The sequence below is a fragment of the Nocardia asteroides genome (assembly GCF_900637185.1).
In the GTDB taxonomy this organism is placed as follows: domain Bacteria; phylum Actinomycetota; class Actinomycetes; order Mycobacteriales; family Mycobacteriaceae; genus Nocardia; species Nocardia asteroides.
On the sequence record NZ_LR134352.1, the window covers coordinates 5402792 to 5419664 of the forward strand.

Sequence of the window (16873 nt, forward strand, 5' to 3'; positions counted from 1 at the left end):
CATGCGCTGGACTCGGGCCGCGGCGACGGCCGCGACACTGTCGATCATGCTCGCGGGCTGCGGGGCCGGACCGTCGGATCGGCCCGTCGTCGCGGTCGAGCGCCCCGGATCCGGTGGCGGCCAGACCGAGACCGCCACGGTGCAGCAACCGGCCAAGGCCGAGAAGCCGACCACCGACCTGTCCTGGAAGGACTGCACCGCCTCCACGCTGGCCTCGCTCGACTTCGGCCCGGCGCCCGCGGGACTGGTGCTGGAATGCGCCGACTTCGCCACCCCGATCGATACCGCGGGCACCGTGCTCGGCACGTTCCGCGCCGCCGCGCTGCGCGCCCGGCTCCCGCAGACCCCCGCCGACGCGGCACCGCTGGTGCTCACCTCCGGCGCCGACCGCTCGTCGGCCTCGACCCTGGCCGGGCTGGCCGTGGGACCCAACAGCGCGCTGCTGGCCGCCCAGCCGATCGTGGCCGTAGACCGGCGCGGCATCGGCGGGTCCCAGCCCATCGACTGCATTCCCGCCCAGCTGCGCGCGGTGATGACCGATCTGGGCCAGTTCGGCGTCGGCAGCGACGACCAGGTCGGCGCCGTCGCCGGCTACAGCCAGGACGCCACCATCGCGTGCCGCGACTTCCTGCAGCCCTACGAGGGCACCTTCGACGCGCCGCACGCCGCCGACGACATCGAACAGCTGCGCAAGCAATGGCAGGTGGAGAAGATCAACCTGCTCGGCACCGGCAACGGCGGCAAGGTCGCGCTCAGCTACGCCCGCCGCTACGGCGACCACCTGGCCCGGCTGGTGCTCGACTCCCCCGAACCCGTCGGCGCCGACATCACCACGATGACCGAGGCCGCCGTCACCGGCGCCGAGGCCGCGCTCACCGCGTTCGCGCAGCGCTGCAAGGCGATCAACTGCGCGCTCGGCCCCGATCCGCGCGCCACGATCACCGGGCTGATGACCAAGGCGAGCACCGGCGCGCTGGGTGACGTCTCCGCCGCCGACCTGTCGACCGTGCTCACCGGCTTCCTGTCCAGCCCGCACGGCGACCAGGCGAGCCGGGTCGCCGGATTCGCCGATGTCCTGGCCGCCGCCGACCGGGGCGATCGCGCGCCGCTGGTGACGCTGGCCACCCAGCAGAACGCGGCGATCAACTCCGACGGCGAGTTCGTCAACCGGTGCACCGACAGTCAGCAGCCACCCACCCCGGACAAGGCCCGCGAACTCACCGGCACCTGGGCCGGCAAATATCCGGTGTTCGGCCGCAATGCCGCGATCGGGCTGATGGTCTGCTCGGCGTGGCCGGTCTCCACCGCGCCGCCGCTGCCGTCGAAGCTGGAGCTGCCGGTACTGGTGTTCGCCGGTGCCGCCGACCCGGTCGTGGGCGGTGCGGCGGGCTCGGTGACCGGCGCGCTGGGCGCCGCGGGAGCCAGGCACGCCACGATGACGTGGCAGGGCTGGGGACATCCGGTGGTCGCGCATTCCGGGTGCGCCCAGAAGGCGGTCGCCGACTACCTCGCCGAGGCGAAACTGCCCGCCGACGGCGGCGCCTGCCCGGCCTGATCCCGGTCGACCGACCAGCACGTTACGGCGCGTCGGACGGGTCCGGCGACACCATCGCTACCCGATCCGGTGTACCGTGCCCCAGTGTTGTTCCGACAGCTCGAGCCCCGTACCGCTCGCACCTCCGCCGAGGTGATCAAGTTCGCACTCTGGCCCTTCGCGGTCATGACCGTGCTGAACCGCGTCTTCATCAAGGCGGTCAACGGTTTCATCACCGACGACTACCGGCCGGTCTACAACGCCTCGTTCGAGTTCCTGAACGGCAGGCCCGTCTACACGGCCAACTTCGACTCCGTCGATCCGCACTATCTGTATCCGCCCAGCGGAACATTGCTGATCGCACCGGTCGCGGTGATCGAGTACGAGTTGTCGCGATGGTTGTTCATCGCGCTCAACGCCGCCGCCATCCTGCTCGCCTGGTACCTGCTGCTGCGGCTGTTCAAGTTCGGGCTCGGCTCGATCGCCGCGCCCGCGCTGCTGCTGGCGATGTTCGCCTCCGAGACGGTGACCAACACGCTGGTGTTCACCAACGTCAACGGCTGCCTGCTGCTGGCCGAGCTGCTGTTCATCCACCTGCTGCTGCAACGGCGTGACCTGTGGGCCGGTGTCGCGCTCGGGTTGAGTATCGCGGTCAAACCGACCTTGGCGCCGTTGCTGCTGATCGCGGCGGCGCGCGGGCAGTGGAAGGTGTTCGTCACCGCGCTGGGTGTGCCGGTGGCGCTCACCGCGATCGCCTGGCCGCTGTCCAAGGACGCGGGCAAGTTCTTCACCGAGGTCACGCCGTATCTGATGGAGTCGCGCGACTACTTCAACAGCGCGATCGTCGGCAACGGCGCCTACTACGGCCTGCCCGAATGGCTGACCCTGCTGGTGCGGGTGCTGATGGCGGGCATCGTCGCGATCACCCTGTGGCTGCTGTGGCGCTACTACCGCGAGGACGAGCTGTTCTTCGTCACCACGTCCTCGGGCGTGCTGCTCACCGCGTACTTCCTGCTGCCCTCGCTGGGCCAGATGTACTACTCGATGATGCTGTTCCCGTTCCTGATGTCGGTGGTGCTGCGCAATTCCGTGCTGCGCAACTGGCCCGCGTGGCTGGCGATCTTCGGGTTCATGACCTACGACAAGTGGCTCTCGGACCGCTGGCAGAGCACCGGGCGCACGCTCGAGTACCTGCGGGTGACCTTCGGCTGGGGGCTGCTGCTGATCGTGGTGTTCTGCGTGCTCGGCGACCGCTACCTGGCGGCCCGGCGCGAGGGCAGGCTGCGGTTCGGGATCGACCCGGCGTGGATGGCGAGCGCCCCGGACTCGCGCGACGGTGTCGCGGCCGAGGAGAAGCAGGTCGCGGTCACGCCCGCGCCGGATCGCGACGACCCGGTCACCCCGGAGGAACCGGTCGGCGACCGTGAGCCCGCGCTGAAATAGCCGGCTCGGCCGGTGCGTGACGCGGCGATCGCGGCGCGCACCGGCCGAAACCATTAGCGTGGAGTGATGAGTTCCGATACTTCGTTGCCCACGCCGCGCATCCAGCTGACGCCGCAGCAGTGGCGGGCGAAACTGGATCCGCAGGAGTACGCCGTCCTGCGCGAGGCCGCCACCGAGCGCCCGTTCGTCGGCGAATACACCGACACCAAGACCGAGGGCGTCTACACCTGCCGCGCCTGCGACGCCGAATTGTTCCGCAGCACCGAGAAATTCGATTCGCACTGCGGCTGGCCGTCGTTCTTCGATCCCGCCGATTCCGACGCGGTGATCCTGCGCGCCGACGATTCGCTCGGCATGCGCCGGGTGGAGGTGCTGTGCGCGAACTGCCACAGCCATCTCGGCCATGTCTTCGAGGGCGAGGGCTACGCCACCCCCACCGACCAGCGCTACTGCATCAACTCCATCGCCCTGCGCCTGCAGCCGACGACACCGGAGGAATCTGCCTGAGCGCACTCCGCGCCCCCACGACCCGACCTCGAGGAGGGTCCCGCCGACGAAGTCGGCGGTTCGCGGCCGTCCCGTCGGTCAGGCGCCGTTGCGTCCGCGACGAAGGAGCAAGCAACGGTGCCTGACCGACGGGACCCGAGGGCCGCGAACCCGAGCGCGCCAGCGCTCCAATATCACGGCAGCGCGGTGACGAGCTGTTCGATCTCCACGCGCGGGCCGGTGAAGAACGGGATCTCCTCGCGCACGTGCAGGCGGGCCTCGGTGGCGCGCAGGTCACGCATGAGGTCGACGATGCGGTGCAGTTCCGGCGCCTCGAAGGCGAGGATCCACTCGTAGTCGCCCAGTGCCATCGAGCTGACGGTGTTGGCACGGACGTCCGGGTAGCCGCGGGCGGCCTTGCCGTGGTCGGCGAGCATCTTGCGCCGTTCCTCGTCGGGCAGCAGGTACCACTCGTAGGACCGCACGAAGGGGTACACGCAGATGTAGTTGCCCGCGTCCTCGCCGGCCAGGAACGCCGGGATGTGGCTCTTGTTGAATTCGGCGGGCCGGTGCACGGCCACATTGCTCCACACCGGGGCGCTGGCCCGGCCGAGCTCGGTCGTGCGGCGGAAGTCGGCGTAGGCGGCCTGCAGGTCCTCCACGCGTTCGGCGTGGGTCCAGAGCATGAAGTCGGCGTCGGCGCGCAGGCCCGCCACGTCGTAGATTCCGCGCAGCACCACGCCCTTGTCGGCGAGGCCGTCGAAGAACGCCCGCGCCTCCTTGATCGCACCGGCTCGGTCCTCGCCGAGCACACCCGGCTGCACCTGGAACACCGAGAACATCAGGTAGCGGATGGTGGAGTTGAGAGCCTGATAATCGAGTCGCGCCATGATTCCTATCGTGCCACTGTCGTGCCGGTCAGCTCGTGGTGGGCCGGTCCGTGCGCCACGGCCGGTTCTCGTCGGTGCCGAAGATCGAGACGACGGTGCTGACCCGATCGGCCTGGAATTCGACCGGACCGAGGTCGGGGTCGAGGATGAGGGTGCGCTGCGGGGTGTCGGGGGAGGTCACAGCGGGCGATCATGCCCGATCGCTATCACCGTGACCTGCCGGACACGCCGGTCTCAGACCGGGCAGCTCAGCGCCTGCCAGTCGGTGGGCGTGAACTGTTCGAGGTGGATCCGCTCCGGCGCGACACCGGCGGCGGCGAGCTGCGCGCGGGCGGCGTCCAGGAATCCCGGTGCGCCACAGAGATAGAACTCCGCCTCGGGCGCGAAGGTGACCGCGCTCAGGTCGAGCAGTCCCGGGTGCGCGCCCGGGGTGGGCTCCGCGTACCAGAGGTCCAGGCTCGCCGACTCCAGCCGTCCGACGAGCGCCCGCGTGCGGTCGCGCAACGGGTGGGTGCCCGGCGCCTGATCGGCGTGCAGGACCCGCACCGGCCGCTGCGGATCGCGGGCCGCGAGATGTTCGAGCACGCCCACCATCGGGGTGCTGCCGATACCGGCGGAGATCAGCACGAGCGGGGTGGTGGCGTCGGTGTCGACGGTGAGATCGCCGAAGGGCAGGGTGATCTCGAGCTCGTCGCCGGCGTGGACGTGGTCGTGCAGGTGGTTCGACACCTCACCGGCCGGGCAGCCCGCCGTGGCCCGGACCCGCTTGACCGCGAACTCGAGCGCTCCCCCGCCCGGCGCGTTGACCAGGCTGTACTGGCGCAGCTGACGCGCGCCGTCGGACAGCCGCACGCCCACCGAAATGTACTGTCCGGGAAGGAAGTCCGGCAGCGGTGCCGCGCCGTCGGGAGCGGCGACGGTGAAGACGGCGGTGCCCGCGGCGTCGTCGGCGCGTTCGGTGACGAGCACCCGGCGGAACACGTCACCGGGCTCGACGCCCGCCGCGACGTAGAGCTGCTTCTCCAGGTCGATGAGCGCGTCGGCCATCAGCCAGTACACCGCGTCCCACGCCTCGGCCACGGGCGCGGTGACCACGTCGGCGCCGAGCACCTCCACGATCGCGGCGAACAGGTTGTCGTGCACCACCTGGTACTGGTCGGCGGTGATGCCCAGCGAGGCGTGCTTGTGGCCGATCCGGGCCAGCAGTTCGGTGGGATGCGGCAGTTCCGGGTCGACCAGGTAGCCGGCGAAGGTGGCGATGGAGGCCGCGAGCGCGCGTTGCTGGCTGCCCTGGGCCTGGTTGCCGCGGTTGAACAGGTCGCGGCGCAGCGCGGGATGGTGGTCGAACAGGGTCGCGTAGAACGTGGCGGTGATCCGGTCGATGTTCGCGCCGATCAGCGGCAGCGTCGCGCGGACGGTGTCGGCGTGGGCCGGGGTCAGTTCGGGGGCGCCGCGACGGACGGATGTGCTCATGGTTCACTCCTGGGAATTACCGGTGCCCACGCGTGGCTGCGCGAGCAGGTGCAGCAAACGCCCGGCGGGTCCGGACACCAGGTCGGCCACGACGTAGCGGTCGAGTTCGGCGTAGAACGCCGCCTTCGCCTCGGCCAGGAGCCTGCGCAACCGGCACGCCGCGATCAGCGGGCACGGATGCTCGCCGGTGCAGTCGACGATCTCGCGGTCACCCTCGAGTTCGCGGACCAGCGTGCCGAGCCGGATCTCCCGGCCCGCGGTGGTGAGCGTCAGGCCGCCCATCCGGCCGCGCTGGGCCTCGACCAGCCCCAAGTCCACCAGGCGGGCGATGGCTTTGGACGTGTGCCGTGGCGATGCGCCGACCTGACGGGCGATGATCCCGGTCGTGACCCGGCCGCCCGTGTCGTCACCGGCGGCCAGCCGCATGACGGCCCGCAGCGCGATGTCGGTGGAGGGCGAGAGCTGCATGACGTCGAGACTATCGGCGTGAGCACGGGTTTCCGCCGTCGTCGAGCCGTGCGATCTATTACGTCCGCGCGTGCGTATTTTCGGTCACCGCGAACCCTCCGCAACCGTGATCGCTAGTCGACGCGGGAAGACAGCGACGCGGCGATCCGCTCGGCCGCGGCGCTACCGGAGGCCACGCAGGCCGGGACGCCGACGCCGTGCAGATAGGCGCCGGCCACCGCGAGCCCGTCGAGTTCGGCGACGGCCGCCTCGATGGTGGCGACGCGTTCGGTGTGGCCGGGGGCGTACTGGGGCAGGCCGCCGGGCCAGCGCTGGACCACGGCCTGGATCGGGGCGATGTCGGCGCCGGTGACCGTGCTCAGGTCCGCGATCGCCGCGGCCACCAGTTCCTCGTCCGGCCACGCCAGCGGCGCTTCGTCCCCGAACCGGCCGAAGGAGGCGCGCACCAGCGCGACCTCGCGGGCGCCCAGGTGCGGCCACTTCCGGCTGGACAGCGTGAAAGCCTTGGCGCGCAAGGGTTCCCCGGTGGCGACCAGGATCCCCGAGTTGTCCGGCAAGCCGGTCTCCAGGGGCAGCGCCATGGCGACCAGCGCGGAGGAGGACAGCTCGATGCCGGCGGCGGCCGCGGCCGCGCCGGGGTTGACGTAGTGCAGCAGGCGGGCGGTGACGGGCGCCGGGGTGGCCAGCACGACGGCGTCGACGAGGCCGACCGGATCGACCACCCACCCGCGCGGCGCGGCGGCCACCCTGGTGGCCGCGAGGGTGGTGACCAGGCGCGCGTCCGCGGCCGCGGTGAGCGCGGCGAGCAGGGCGCCGTAGCCGTCGCGCAGTCCGCCGAAGACCGGCGCGGTGCTCGGCGGCGGGAGCGCCTCGCGGACGGCCTCGGTGAGGCTGCGGGCGCCGCGGTCGAGGGCGGCGGCGAGGGTGGGCAGCGCGGCACGCACGCCGATGGAGGCGCTGGTGCCCGCGTAGACGCCACCCAGCAGCGGGTCGACGCTGCGCTGCACCACCTGCGCGCCGAAGCGGTCGGCGACGAGGCTGTGCACGTCCACGTCGGCGCCCGGCGTCCAGTCGAGCGGGCGTTGCGGCTCGGCCGCGACCTGCGCCAGGGTGGCGTCGTCGACGAGCCCGCGCAGGGATTCCGCGTCGGACGGAACGCCCATCAGCGTGCGCCCGGGCAGCGGATGGGCCGAGCCCCCTGCCCACACCAGCGGACGCTTGCCCGCCGGGCGGACGAGCTGGTCGGCGATGCCGAGCTCGGTCATCAGCTCCAGCACTTCGGGCCTGCGCCCGACGAACGCCTCGGCGCCGAGATCCAGTGGCTCCCCGGCCAATTCACCGGTGTGCAGCACCCCGCCGACGCGAGCGCCCTGCTCGAGCACCACGATGTCGGCCTCGGCTCCCAGCCGCCGCCGCAACCGGTACGCCGCGACGAGCCCGCTGATGCCACCACCGATAATCGCGATCCGCATGCCTCGACCGTAGTCGTGCGCGGGCGCCGGCCGAGCACACGTCCTCGGCAGTGTCATCCGGATCACGGCACCGCGCCCGGGTTCCGCCGACAGCGCCAGGACCGCGGATCGGATTCCACCCGGATCGGCCACGGCATCGGCGCCACGCCCGGCGCTCCGGGCGGGGTCACCGCCTCGGCATGGTCTGAGGCGCTAGAGCGAGTGCACCAGCTCCACCAGCGCGGTGAGCACGCCGGGGTCGGTGTCGGGTTGCACACCGTGGCCCAGGTTGAAGATGTGGCCGGTGGCGCCGAGGGTGATCGCCTCGTCGGCCTCGGCCAGGATCCGCCGGGTCTCGGCCTCGACCGCGTCGAAACCGGCGAACAGGATGGCCGGGTCCAGGTTGCCCTGCAGGCCCTTGCCCGCGCCGACACGGCGCACGGCCTCGGTGAGCGGCACCCGCCAGTCCACGCCGACCACGTCCGCGCCCGCCTCGCCCATCGCGCCGAGCAGTTCCCCGGTGCCGACACCGAAGTGGATGCGCGGCACGCCCGCGGCGGCGACCTCGGCGAACACCCGTTCCGAGTGCGGCAGCACGAACTCGCGATAGTCGGCCAGCGACAGCGCGCCCGCCCACGAGTCGAACAGCTGCACCGCGTCGACGCCGGCGGCCAGCTGGGCCTGCAGGAAGGCGATGGTGATGTCGGTGAGCGAGCCGAGCAGGGCGTGCCAGGTCTTCGGATCGGCGTGCATCATCGCCTTGGTGCGCTCGTGATGCTTGCTCGGTCCGCCCTCGACCAGGTAGGAGGCCAGGGTGAACGGCGCGCCCGCGAACCCGATGAGCGGGGTGTCGCCGAGCGCGTCGGTGAGCAGGCGCACGCCTTCGGCGACCGCGCCGACTTCCTCTGGCCGCAGTCGCGGCAGCGCGCGCACGTCGGCCTCGGTCCGCACCGGCGACGCGACGACCGGGCCGACACCGGCCACGATGTCGAGGTCGATGCCCGCCGCCTTGAGCGGAACGACGATGTCGGAGAACAGGATTGCCGCGTCGACGCCGTGGCGGCGGATCGGCTGCATGGTGATCTCGCAGACCAGCTCCGGGTCGAAGCACGACTCGAGCATGCCGATGCCCTTGCGCAGCTCCCGGTACTCCGGCAGCGAACGGCCAGCTTGACGCATGAACCACACGGGACGCCTGCTGGGCGTCGCGCCGGTGGCGGCGGCCAGGAAGGGGGCATCGGTCAACCGGCGGCGGGTGTATGTGCTCATCACCGCTCATCCTAGGCGGCGGACGCGGCGGACCCGTCTCCCGCCGCCGTTCGTCGCACATCGCGCATCACGCGTACGCCGAGAATGCGCGCTGCGCAACGCCGCCCGCACCGCGACGCGGTTGGCGGCGCGCCTCCGACGGCGCCGCGGGGCGACGGTCTACCGTTGCTCCTCGTGACACCGCTCGACATCCGCGACGGCGCCGCACCGACCGGGGGAACGCCCCGCGAGCCTGCTTCTTTCCGGGCGGCGGTCGATGCGATGGGCACCGCAACCGTGCACCCCCGAATCGAGCTGGCGCCTATCCGGCCCCCGCAACGATTGGCGCCGTTCTCCTATGCCCTGGGAGCGGAGGTCACCCACCCCGACAGCGCGATGGTGCCCATCGACTCCGAGGGCGACGCGTTCGGCAGGCTGATTCTGCTGCACGACCCCGAGGGCGACGAGGCCTGGCACGGCGTGTTCCGGCTGGTCGCCTATATCCAGGCCGACATCGACGCCGCGCTCGCCGCCGACCCGCTGCTGCCCGAGGTGGCGTGGAGCTGGCTGGTGGACTCGCTGGAGTCGCGCGGGGAGCCGTTCACCGCCCTCGGTGGCACCGTCACCGCCACCAGTTCGGTGCGCTACGGCGACATCGCCGGACCGCCGCGGGCCCATCAGCTGGAGCTGCGCGCGTCCTGGACGGCGATGAACACCGAGATGCGCCGGCATGTGGAGGCGTTCTGCGAGGTACTGGCCTTCGCCGCCGGGTTGCCGCCCGCGGGGATCACCCATTTGCGACCGGAGTCGTATACCCGCACCGATCGCCCTTGATCGCCACGTAGAGTTCACGTTTATGCCGGTCGCCGAGGAACCAACCGCAGCAGAGCCCCTGCTCGCCCCCGCCGAGGGGGTTCCGCCAGTGCTGGCGACCGCCGCGGAGGTCGCCGCGGCGGCGGCCGCGCTCGCCGCGGGCAGCGGTCCCTTGGCGGTCGACGCCGAGCGCGCGTCCGGTTTCCGCTACTCGGCCCGGGCCTATCTGATCCAGCTGCGCCGCGCGGGCGCGGGTTCCTTCCTGATCGACCCGATCCCGGTCACCGACGCGCTGACCCCGCTGGCCGAGGCCATCAACGGCCTGGAATGGGTGCTGCACTCCGCCGACCAGGATCTGCCCGGTCTGGCCGAGCTGGGCCTGCGGCCCGCCCGCCTGTTCGACACCGAGCTGGGCGGCCGGATCGCCGGGTACGAGCGGGTGGGTCTGGCCGCGATGGTGGAGAACCTGCTCGGCCGCTCGCTGCGCAAGGGCCACGGTGCCGCCGACTGGTCGACCCGGCCGCTGCCCGACGAATGGCTCAACTACGCGGCCCTCGACGTGGAACTGCTGCTGGAGCTGCGCGCGGCCGTCGCCGCCGACCTGGCCGAGCAGGGCAAGATCGAATGGGCCGCAGAGGAATTCGAGCACGTCCGCACGATGGAGCCGGCCGCGCCCAAGGCCGACCGGTGGCGGCGCACCTCCGGCATCCACACGCTGCGCCGGGCCAGGCAGCTGGCGATCGTGCGGGAACTGTGGACCACCCGCGACGGCCTCGCCCGCGCCCGGGACGTGGCGCCCGCCCGGATCCTGCCCGATTCGGCCATCGTCGCCGCCGCGACCGCCGAACCGCGCAGCATCGCCCAGCTGCGCACCCTGCCGGTGTTCGGCGGGCCGCGGCAGCGCCGCTACTCCCGCGACTGGCTCGGCGCCGTGGAACGCGGCCGCACCCTGCCCGACAAGGAGCTGCCGCCGCTCACCCTGCCGTTCGACGGTCCGCCGCCGGTGAACCGCTGGGAGCGGCGTGACCCGGCCGCCGCGGCCCGGCTGTCCACCGCGCGCAGCGCCATGGGGGAACTGTCCACCGAGTACGCCATCCCGGTCGAGAACCTGCTCTCCCCCGACCTGGTGCGGCGCCTGTGCTGGGACGGCCTGCCCGACTACACCAACGTGGGCGAGCCCGACGAGCTGTCGGCCACGATCGAGGCCTTCCTGCTGGCCGGCGGGGCGCGGCCCTGGCAACGTCATCTCGCGGTGCCCGCGCTCACCAAGGCACTCACCCCGGCCGACAAGTAGACCGCGACCTCACGACCGAAAACCGGTCGACCCGGCGATCTTTCCGACGCTAGCGTGGCGCTGCCCCGCCCCCGTCGAGAGGATCCGCCGTGTCCGAAGCCGAAGCCATCGCCGCCAATCGTGCGAACTGGGACGATCGGGCCGACGTCCACGCGCGCTCGCGGATGTACGACGTCGAGGCCTTCCTGGCCGATCCGGCCGAGATCTCCACGGTCGTCCGCAACGACCTCGCCGTCCTCGCACCGCATCTGCCGGACGCGGGTGTCGCGGGCCGGTCGCTGCTGCATCTGCAGTGCCACATCGGGACCGACACGGTGTCGTGGGCACGGCTCGGCGCGGTCGACGTGCACGGGCTGGACCTGTCGCCGAACTCGCTGCGGCACGCCGCCCGTATCGCGGCGGCGGACGGGCGCGCGATCACCTGGGTGGAGGGCGACGCCCGGTTCGCCTCCTCGGTGCTCGACCGGCGCTTCGCAACCATCGTCACCAGCGCCGGGACCATCGTGTGGCTGCCGGAGCTGACCGCCTGGGCGCGATCGATCCACGACCTGCTCGAACCGGGCGGTGTGTTCCTCGTCCGCGACGACCATCCGATCCTGGGCGCGCTGGACCACGAACCGTGGCAGCTCACCGACGACTACCTGGCCGGCGGCGGGGTACGCACCTACACCGATTCCGGCACCTACACCGAGGACTCGGCGGGGCTCATCGCGCACACCACCAATCACGAATGGCGCCACGACCTGGGCGAGATCGTGGGTGCGCTGCTGGCGGCCGGGCTGGTGATCGAGGCGCTGCGGGAGCTGCCGTCCATGGACTGGCCCGCGTTCCCCGACTTGGTGCCGTGCGCCGAGGGCTGGACGCTGCCCGCCGGGAAGCCACGGATCCCGCTGAACTTCGCGGTCGTCGCCCGCCGTCCCCGGTCGTGAACGCGCCGCGCGCCCGGTGCCGGCACCGGGCGCGCGGCCGCTCGTGTGCTGCTGTGCCCGCGCTCAGCGCGACTGCAGCCAGCCGCCGATGCGCTGGGCGATCGCGTCGGGCGTGAGACCCAGGTCGTCGAGGATCTCGTTGCGGGAGGCGTGGTCCAGGAACTGCTGGGGCACACCGAGATCGCGGGTCGGCACGTCCAGACCGGCGTCGCGCAGGCGCGCCGAGAGCGTGGACCCGATACCGCCGTGCAGGCCGCCGTCCTCGACCGTGACGACGAGCCGGTAGTTCTCGGCCATCTTGACCAGCGTGTCCGACACCGGGATCACCCAGCGCGGATCGACGACGGTGACCGAGATGCCCTGGGGCTCCAGCAGTTCGGCGACCCGCATGGCCGTCTCGGCGAACGGGCCGACCGCGACGAGCAGCACATCGCCGTGCTGGGCCTGTGCCGAACCCGCGCCGGGCACCGCCAGGCGCAGCACGTCGACACCGTCGAGGCGTTCCACCGCGGTGATGTCCTCGGCGACGCTGCCCTTCGGGAAGCGCAGCACCGTGGGACCGTCGGAGATCGCCAGCGCCTCGGCCAGTTCCTCGCGCAGGGTGGCGCCGTCCCGCGGGGCCGCGACCCGGATGCCGGGGATGATGCCCAGCAGCGAGAAGTCCCACATGCCGTTGTGGCTGGCACCGTCGGGGCCGGTGATGCCCGCGCGGTCCAGGACCACGGTGACCGGCTGCTTCAGCAGCGCCACATCCATCAGCAGCTGGTCGAAGGCGCGGTTGAGGAAGGTCGAATAGATCGCCACCACGGGGTGCATGCCGCCCAGCGCGAGACCGGCGGCCGAGGCCATCGCGTGCTGCTCGGCGATGCCGACGTCGAACATCCGCGCCGGGAACCGCTCGCCGAAGGCGGCCAGCCCGGTGGGCCCCGGCATGGCGGCGGTGATGGCCACGACGTCGTCGCGGCGCTCCGCGTGCTCGATCAGTTCCTCGGAGAACACCGCGGTCCAGCCCTTGGCCTTCTTGCCCGCGAGCGGGCGGCCGGTGAGCGGGTCGATCGGGTCGCAGGCGTGCATCTGGTCGGCCACGTGGTTCTCGGCGTGCTCGTAGCCGTTGCCCTTGCGGGTCACCACGTGCACCACGACCGGACCGCCGAAGTCCTTGGCGCGGCGCATGGCCGCCTCGAGCGCGACGAGGTCGTGCCCGTCGACCGGGCCGACGTACTTCATGCCCAGATCGCCGAACAGTTCCTGCGGGCTCACCGCGTCCTTGATCCCGGCCTTGAGCGCGTGGACCATCGAATACGCCGAATCCCCCACGGCGGGAATGCTCTTGAGGATGCGCTTGCCCGCGTCGAGGGCGTGCTCGTAGGCGGGCTGGGTGCGCAACGCGGTCAGCCGGTCGGCGAGACCACCGATGGTCGGCGCGTAGGAGCGGCCGTTGTCGTTGACCACGACCACCACCGGGCGATCGGGCGCGCCCGCGATGTTGTTGAGCGCCTCCCAGCACATGCCGCCGGTGAGCGCGCCGTCCCCGACGACCGCCACCACGGTGCGGTTCTGCTCGGTCAGCGCGAACGCCTTGGCCAGGCCGTCGGCGTAGGACAGCGCGGCCGAGGCGTGCGAGGACTCCACCCAGTCGTGCTCGCTCTCGGCGCGGCTCGGGTAGCCCGACAGTCCGTCGCGCATGCGCAGCGAGTCGAACCGGTCCTTGCGGCCGGTGAGGATCTTGTGCACGTAAGCCTGATGGCCGGTGTCGAAGATCAGCGGATCGGCCGGGGAGTCGAAGATCCGGTGTAGCGCGATGGTCAGCTCGACCACGCCTAGGTTGGGACCGAGGTGCCCTCCGGTGGCGGCGACCTTCTGCACCAGGAACTCGCGGATCTCGTCCGCCAGGTCCCGCAGTTGCGGCACGCTCAGCCGGCGCAGATCTTCGGGTGAATCCACCCGCGACAGCACTCCCACCTGAACTCGCTCCCTCCGGACTACTGTGTGATCCGCCCAGTGTATTTGGCCGTGCGAGCGGCTCCGGCCCGCGGCCCCTTCCGGGCGCCTCCCGCCGGGGTACCCGACGTCCGCCGACGATACGCGTGCCACGCCGCGTGAACAGGGCACCCGGCCGCGGACGCACGGCCCACGGACGCGCGAGGACCGCGCAGAGCCCGTCGACCTGCTGTGAGGACTATCTCCCCCGCGCGCCCCACCGGGGCAGATCCCGGCGGCGACCTACAGTGACGCTGTGGCCGAACCCGACGGTGTTGCGCGCACGATCGACCCCGGTGTGGTGGCAGGCATGCTGGACGAGGTGTACGCGGCCTGCCGCGCCGACACCTCCGGCGCGCCCGCCGACTACATCCCCGAGCTGGCCGCGGTCGAGCCGGACGCGTTCGGCCTGTGCCTGGCCACCGCCGACGGCCTGATCTACCAGGTCGGCGACACCGAGGCCGGCTTCACCATCCAGTCGATCTCCAAGCCGTTCACCTACGCGCTGGCACTGGCCGACCGCGGCCTGGACGGGGTGGCCGCGCACATCGACGTGGAGCCGTCGGGCGAGCCGTTCAACGAGATCAGCCTCCAGCCGGACACCCAGCGTCCGAGCAATCCGATGATCAACTCCGGCGCCATCACCGCGGCCTCGCTGATCACCGGCCGCGACACCACCGACAAGTTCGAGCGGGTGCGCCGCTGCTACTCCCGCTTCGCGGGCCGGGAACTGACCATGGACGAGGCCGTCTACCGGTCCGAGGCGCGCACCGGCTTCCGCAATCGCGCCATCGGGTACATGCTGCGCTCGGTCGGCATCATCGACGTCGACCCCGACGACGCGGTGGACCGCTATTTCCGGCAGTGCTCGATCGAGGTGACCTGCGCCGATCTGGCCGTGATGGCGGCGACGCTGGCCGACAACGGCGTGAACCCGAAGACCAGGGAACGCGCGCTGTCCACCGCGCTGACCGAACGGGTGCTCAGCGTGATGACGACCTGCGGCATGTACAACGCCGCGGGCGACTGGGTGACCACCGTCGGCCTGCCCGCCAAGAGCGGGGTCGGCGGCGGCATCATCGCCGTGCTGCCCGGCCAGCTGGGGATCTCGGTGTACTCCCCGCGCCTGGACGCCCACGGCAACAGCGTGCGCGGCGTCGCGGCCTGCCGGGAACTGTCGCGACGGCTGGAGCTGCACTTCTGTCATGTCACCCGGGCCGCGCGCACCGCCATCCGCGCCGACTACTCGGTGGCGCAGGTGCCCTCGCGGCTACGCCGCTCCCCCGAGGACGCCGAGGCGCTGGCCGCCCACGGCGACCGCGCCTGGGTCTACGAACTGCACGGCGACCTGCTCTTCGCCGGCGCCGAACGGGCGGTGCGGGCCATCGAGACCCGGGTCGGGGAACTCGACGCGCTCGTCATCGACCTGCGCCGGGTCGGCGAGGTGAGCGCGGTGGCGCGGGAGATGTTCACGGCGCTGCAGGCCGAGCTCGTGCGGCGGGGCAGCCGGGTCGCCCTGGTCGACCCCGAAGCCCGGCTCGGCCACGAATCGTCGAGCCTGGACCCCGACGACCCGCGTGGGCGGGTGTTCGTCGACCGCGACACCGCGACCGAATGGTGCGAGGACATCGTCCTGCACCGGCACCGGCCACCCGGCGACGGCGACCGCGCCTCGCTCACGCTGGAGGAGCATCCGCTGATGGCCGGGCTGGCCCCCGACGACCGGGCCCGGCTCGCCGCCGACTTCGAGCCGCGGACCTTCGCGCGCGGGGAACGCATCGCCGAGCGGGGCGGGTCGCGGTCGGGCCTGTATCTGATCCTGGCCGGACGGGTGCGGATGACCTTTACCGGCACCGACGGCCGCGTGCACCGGCTGGTGACGCTGTCGGTCGGGATGTCGTTCGGGGAGATCCCGATGCTGCTCGGCGAACCGTTCATGAACGAGATCGTCGCCGAGACGCCGGTGCGGGCGGCGGTGCTGCCGCCCGCGGTCTTCGACCACCTCACCGAGGCGTATCCGCAGCTGAAACTGGCGCTGCTGCAACGGCTCGCCGCCAGCGCCTACGCGCAGATCGACGCCACCATCCGGACCATCTCGGGCAACGCGAGCAACTACTGACCGTCGCGGCGGAACTCGGGCCCGCCGCGAGACGTTGGGCAGCACAGCATCGGACGACCGACAGGAGAACGCGGTGGGCAAGAAATCCTGGCAGGCGAGCACCACGACGGTCGGGCGCGGCACGGTACGCGCGATTCCCGACCTGATCCGGGTCACCCTCTCGGTGGAGTCGCGCGCCGAGACGGTCGCGGCCGCCTACGGACGCGCCGGTGACCGGGTGACCGCCGTGGTCACGGCACTGCGCGCGGCCGGGGTGAACGATGCCGACATGGCCACCAGCGGCCTCAGTGTGCGCACCGAGACCGTCTACACCGATCAGGGCCGCAGCGAGATCTCCGGCTACCTGGCGACCACCGGGCTCAGCATCGCCCTGCGCGACGGCACCGGCACCGAGCCCGCCGACACCGTGGCGGCGGCCGTGACCGCGGGCGGGGACGACGTGCGCCTGGGCGGGCTCACCCGCGGCGTCGCCGACCCCGAACCGCTGCTGGCCCGGGCCCGCGACGCCGCCTTCGACGACGCGAAGGCCAAGGCCGAGCAGTACGCCGCGCGGGCGGGCGTCGCGCTGGGGGCGGTCCTGCAGATCACCGAGGACACGGCGACACCGCTGCCGCGCGCCTACGACATCAGCGCCGAGATGGAGGCGCCGATGCTGATGGCCAAGGCGAGTTCCCCCGTCCCGGTGGTGCCGGGCGAGACCGAGATCGGCGCGATGGTGCGGGTCACCTGGGCGCTGGACTGACGT

General features: G+C 72.0%; 15 protein-coding genes. 8 read left to right on the forward strand and 7 right to left on the reverse strand.

Translation table 11 applies throughout. From position 1 onward, the window contains the following. Window position 1 precedes the first annotated feature (1 nt). From EL493_RS25260 to msrB, 3 genes are all read left to right on the forward strand, one after another. Entirely contained in the window at window positions 2-1555 is a 1554-nt protein-coding gene (locus EL493_RS25260; protein ID WP_019047951.1) for an alpha/beta hydrolase, read from the forward strand. An 84-nt stretch (window positions 1556-1639) separates the two neighbouring features. Beyond that, window positions 1640-2977 carry a glycosyltransferase family 87 protein gene (locus EL493_RS25265; protein ID WP_019047952.1) on the forward strand — a complete coding sequence of 446 codons (1338 nt, stop codon included), beginning with the start codon at window positions 1640-1642 and terminating at the stop codon, window positions 2975-2977. A gap of 66 nt (window positions 2978-3043) precedes the next feature. Beyond that, entirely contained in the window at window positions 3044-3484 is a 441-nt protein-coding gene (gene msrB, locus EL493_RS25270) for a peptide-methionine (R)-S-oxide reductase MsrB (RefSeq protein ID WP_019047953.1), read from the forward strand. Between the two features lie 173 nt (window positions 3485-3657). Here the strand turns inward: msrB and hemQ are convergent, their stop codons facing one another. From hemQ to hemE, 6 genes are all read right to left on the reverse strand, one after another. Beyond that, the gene (gene hemQ / locus EL493_RS25275) at window positions 3658-4353 is read right to left on the reverse strand and encodes a hydrogen peroxide-dependent heme synthase (protein ID WP_019047954.1); all 696 of its coding nucleotides are present in this window, start codon (window positions 4351-4353) and stop codon (window positions 3658-3660) included. 28 nt (window positions 4354-4381) lie between these two features. Beyond that, window positions 4382-4534, reverse strand: a complete 153-nt coding sequence (locus EL493_RS32510) for a hypothetical protein (RefSeq protein WP_019047955.1) — start codon at window positions 4532-4534, stop codon at window positions 4382-4384. Between the two features lie 53 nt (window positions 4535-4587). After that, window positions 4588-5826 carry a globin domain-containing protein gene (locus EL493_RS25280; RefSeq protein WP_019047956.1) on the reverse strand — a complete coding sequence of 413 codons (1239 nt, stop codon included), beginning with the start codon at window positions 5824-5826 and terminating at the stop codon, window positions 4588-4590. A gap of 3 nt (window positions 5827-5829) precedes the next feature. Further along, window positions 5830-6294 carry an RrF2 family transcriptional regulator gene (locus EL493_RS25285; protein WP_019047957.1) on the reverse strand — a complete coding sequence of 155 codons (465 nt, stop codon included), beginning with the start codon at window positions 6292-6294 and terminating at the stop codon, window positions 5830-5832. A gap of 113 nt (window positions 6295-6407) precedes the next feature. Continuing rightward, entirely contained in the window at window positions 6408-7766 is a 1359-nt protein-coding gene (locus tag EL493_RS25290; protein ID WP_022566400.1) for a protoporphyrinogen oxidase, read from the reverse strand. A 192-nt stretch (window positions 7767-7958) separates the two neighbouring features. Next, window positions 7959-9014, reverse strand: a complete 1056-nt coding sequence (gene hemE / locus EL493_RS25295; RefSeq protein WP_019047959.1) for a uroporphyrinogen decarboxylase — start codon at window positions 9012-9014, stop codon at window positions 7959-7961. Window positions 9015-9275: 261 nt separating this feature from the next. Here hemE and EL493_RS25300 point away from each other — a divergent pair, with 261 nt between their 5' ends. From EL493_RS25300 to EL493_RS25310, 3 genes are all read left to right on the forward strand, one after another. Beyond that, window positions 9276-9827 carry a DUF3000 domain-containing protein gene (locus tag EL493_RS25300; protein ID WP_051719526.1) on the forward strand — a complete coding sequence of 184 codons (552 nt, stop codon included), beginning with the start codon at window positions 9276-9278 and terminating at the stop codon, window positions 9825-9827. Window positions 9828-9849: 22 nt separating this feature from the next. Next, entirely contained in the window at window positions 9850-11100 is a 1251-nt protein-coding gene (locus EL493_RS25305; protein ID WP_022566398.1) for an HRDC domain-containing protein, read from the forward strand. An 89-nt stretch (window positions 11101-11189) separates the two neighbouring features. After that, a complete protein-coding gene (locus EL493_RS25310; protein WP_019047962.1) occupies window positions 11190-12029 on the forward strand; it encodes a class I SAM-dependent methyltransferase in 840 nt (279 codons plus the stop codon). Between the two features lie 63 nt (window positions 12030-12092). Here EL493_RS25310 and dxs read toward each other — a convergent pair whose 3' ends face one another. Further along, on the reverse strand, window positions 12093-13991 hold the full coding sequence (gene dxs, locus EL493_RS25315) for a 1-deoxy-D-xylulose-5-phosphate synthase (protein WP_030202782.1): 1899 nt from the start codon (window positions 13989-13991) through the stop codon (window positions 12093-12095). Between the two features lie 328 nt (window positions 13992-14319). Here dxs and glsA point away from each other — a divergent pair, with 328 nt between their 5' ends. Then, complete coding sequence (gene glsA, locus EL493_RS25320) at window positions 14320-16128, forward strand: glutaminase A (protein WP_030202784.1); 1809 nt, start codon at window positions 14320-14322, stop codon at window positions 16126-16128. Between the two features lie 73 nt (window positions 16129-16201). Then, the gene (locus EL493_RS25325; RefSeq protein WP_019047965.1) at window positions 16202-16870 is read left to right on the forward strand and encodes an SIMPL domain-containing protein; all 669 of its coding nucleotides are present in this window, start codon (window positions 16202-16204) and stop codon (window positions 16868-16870) included. Window positions 16871-16873: the final 3 nt, after the last annotated feature.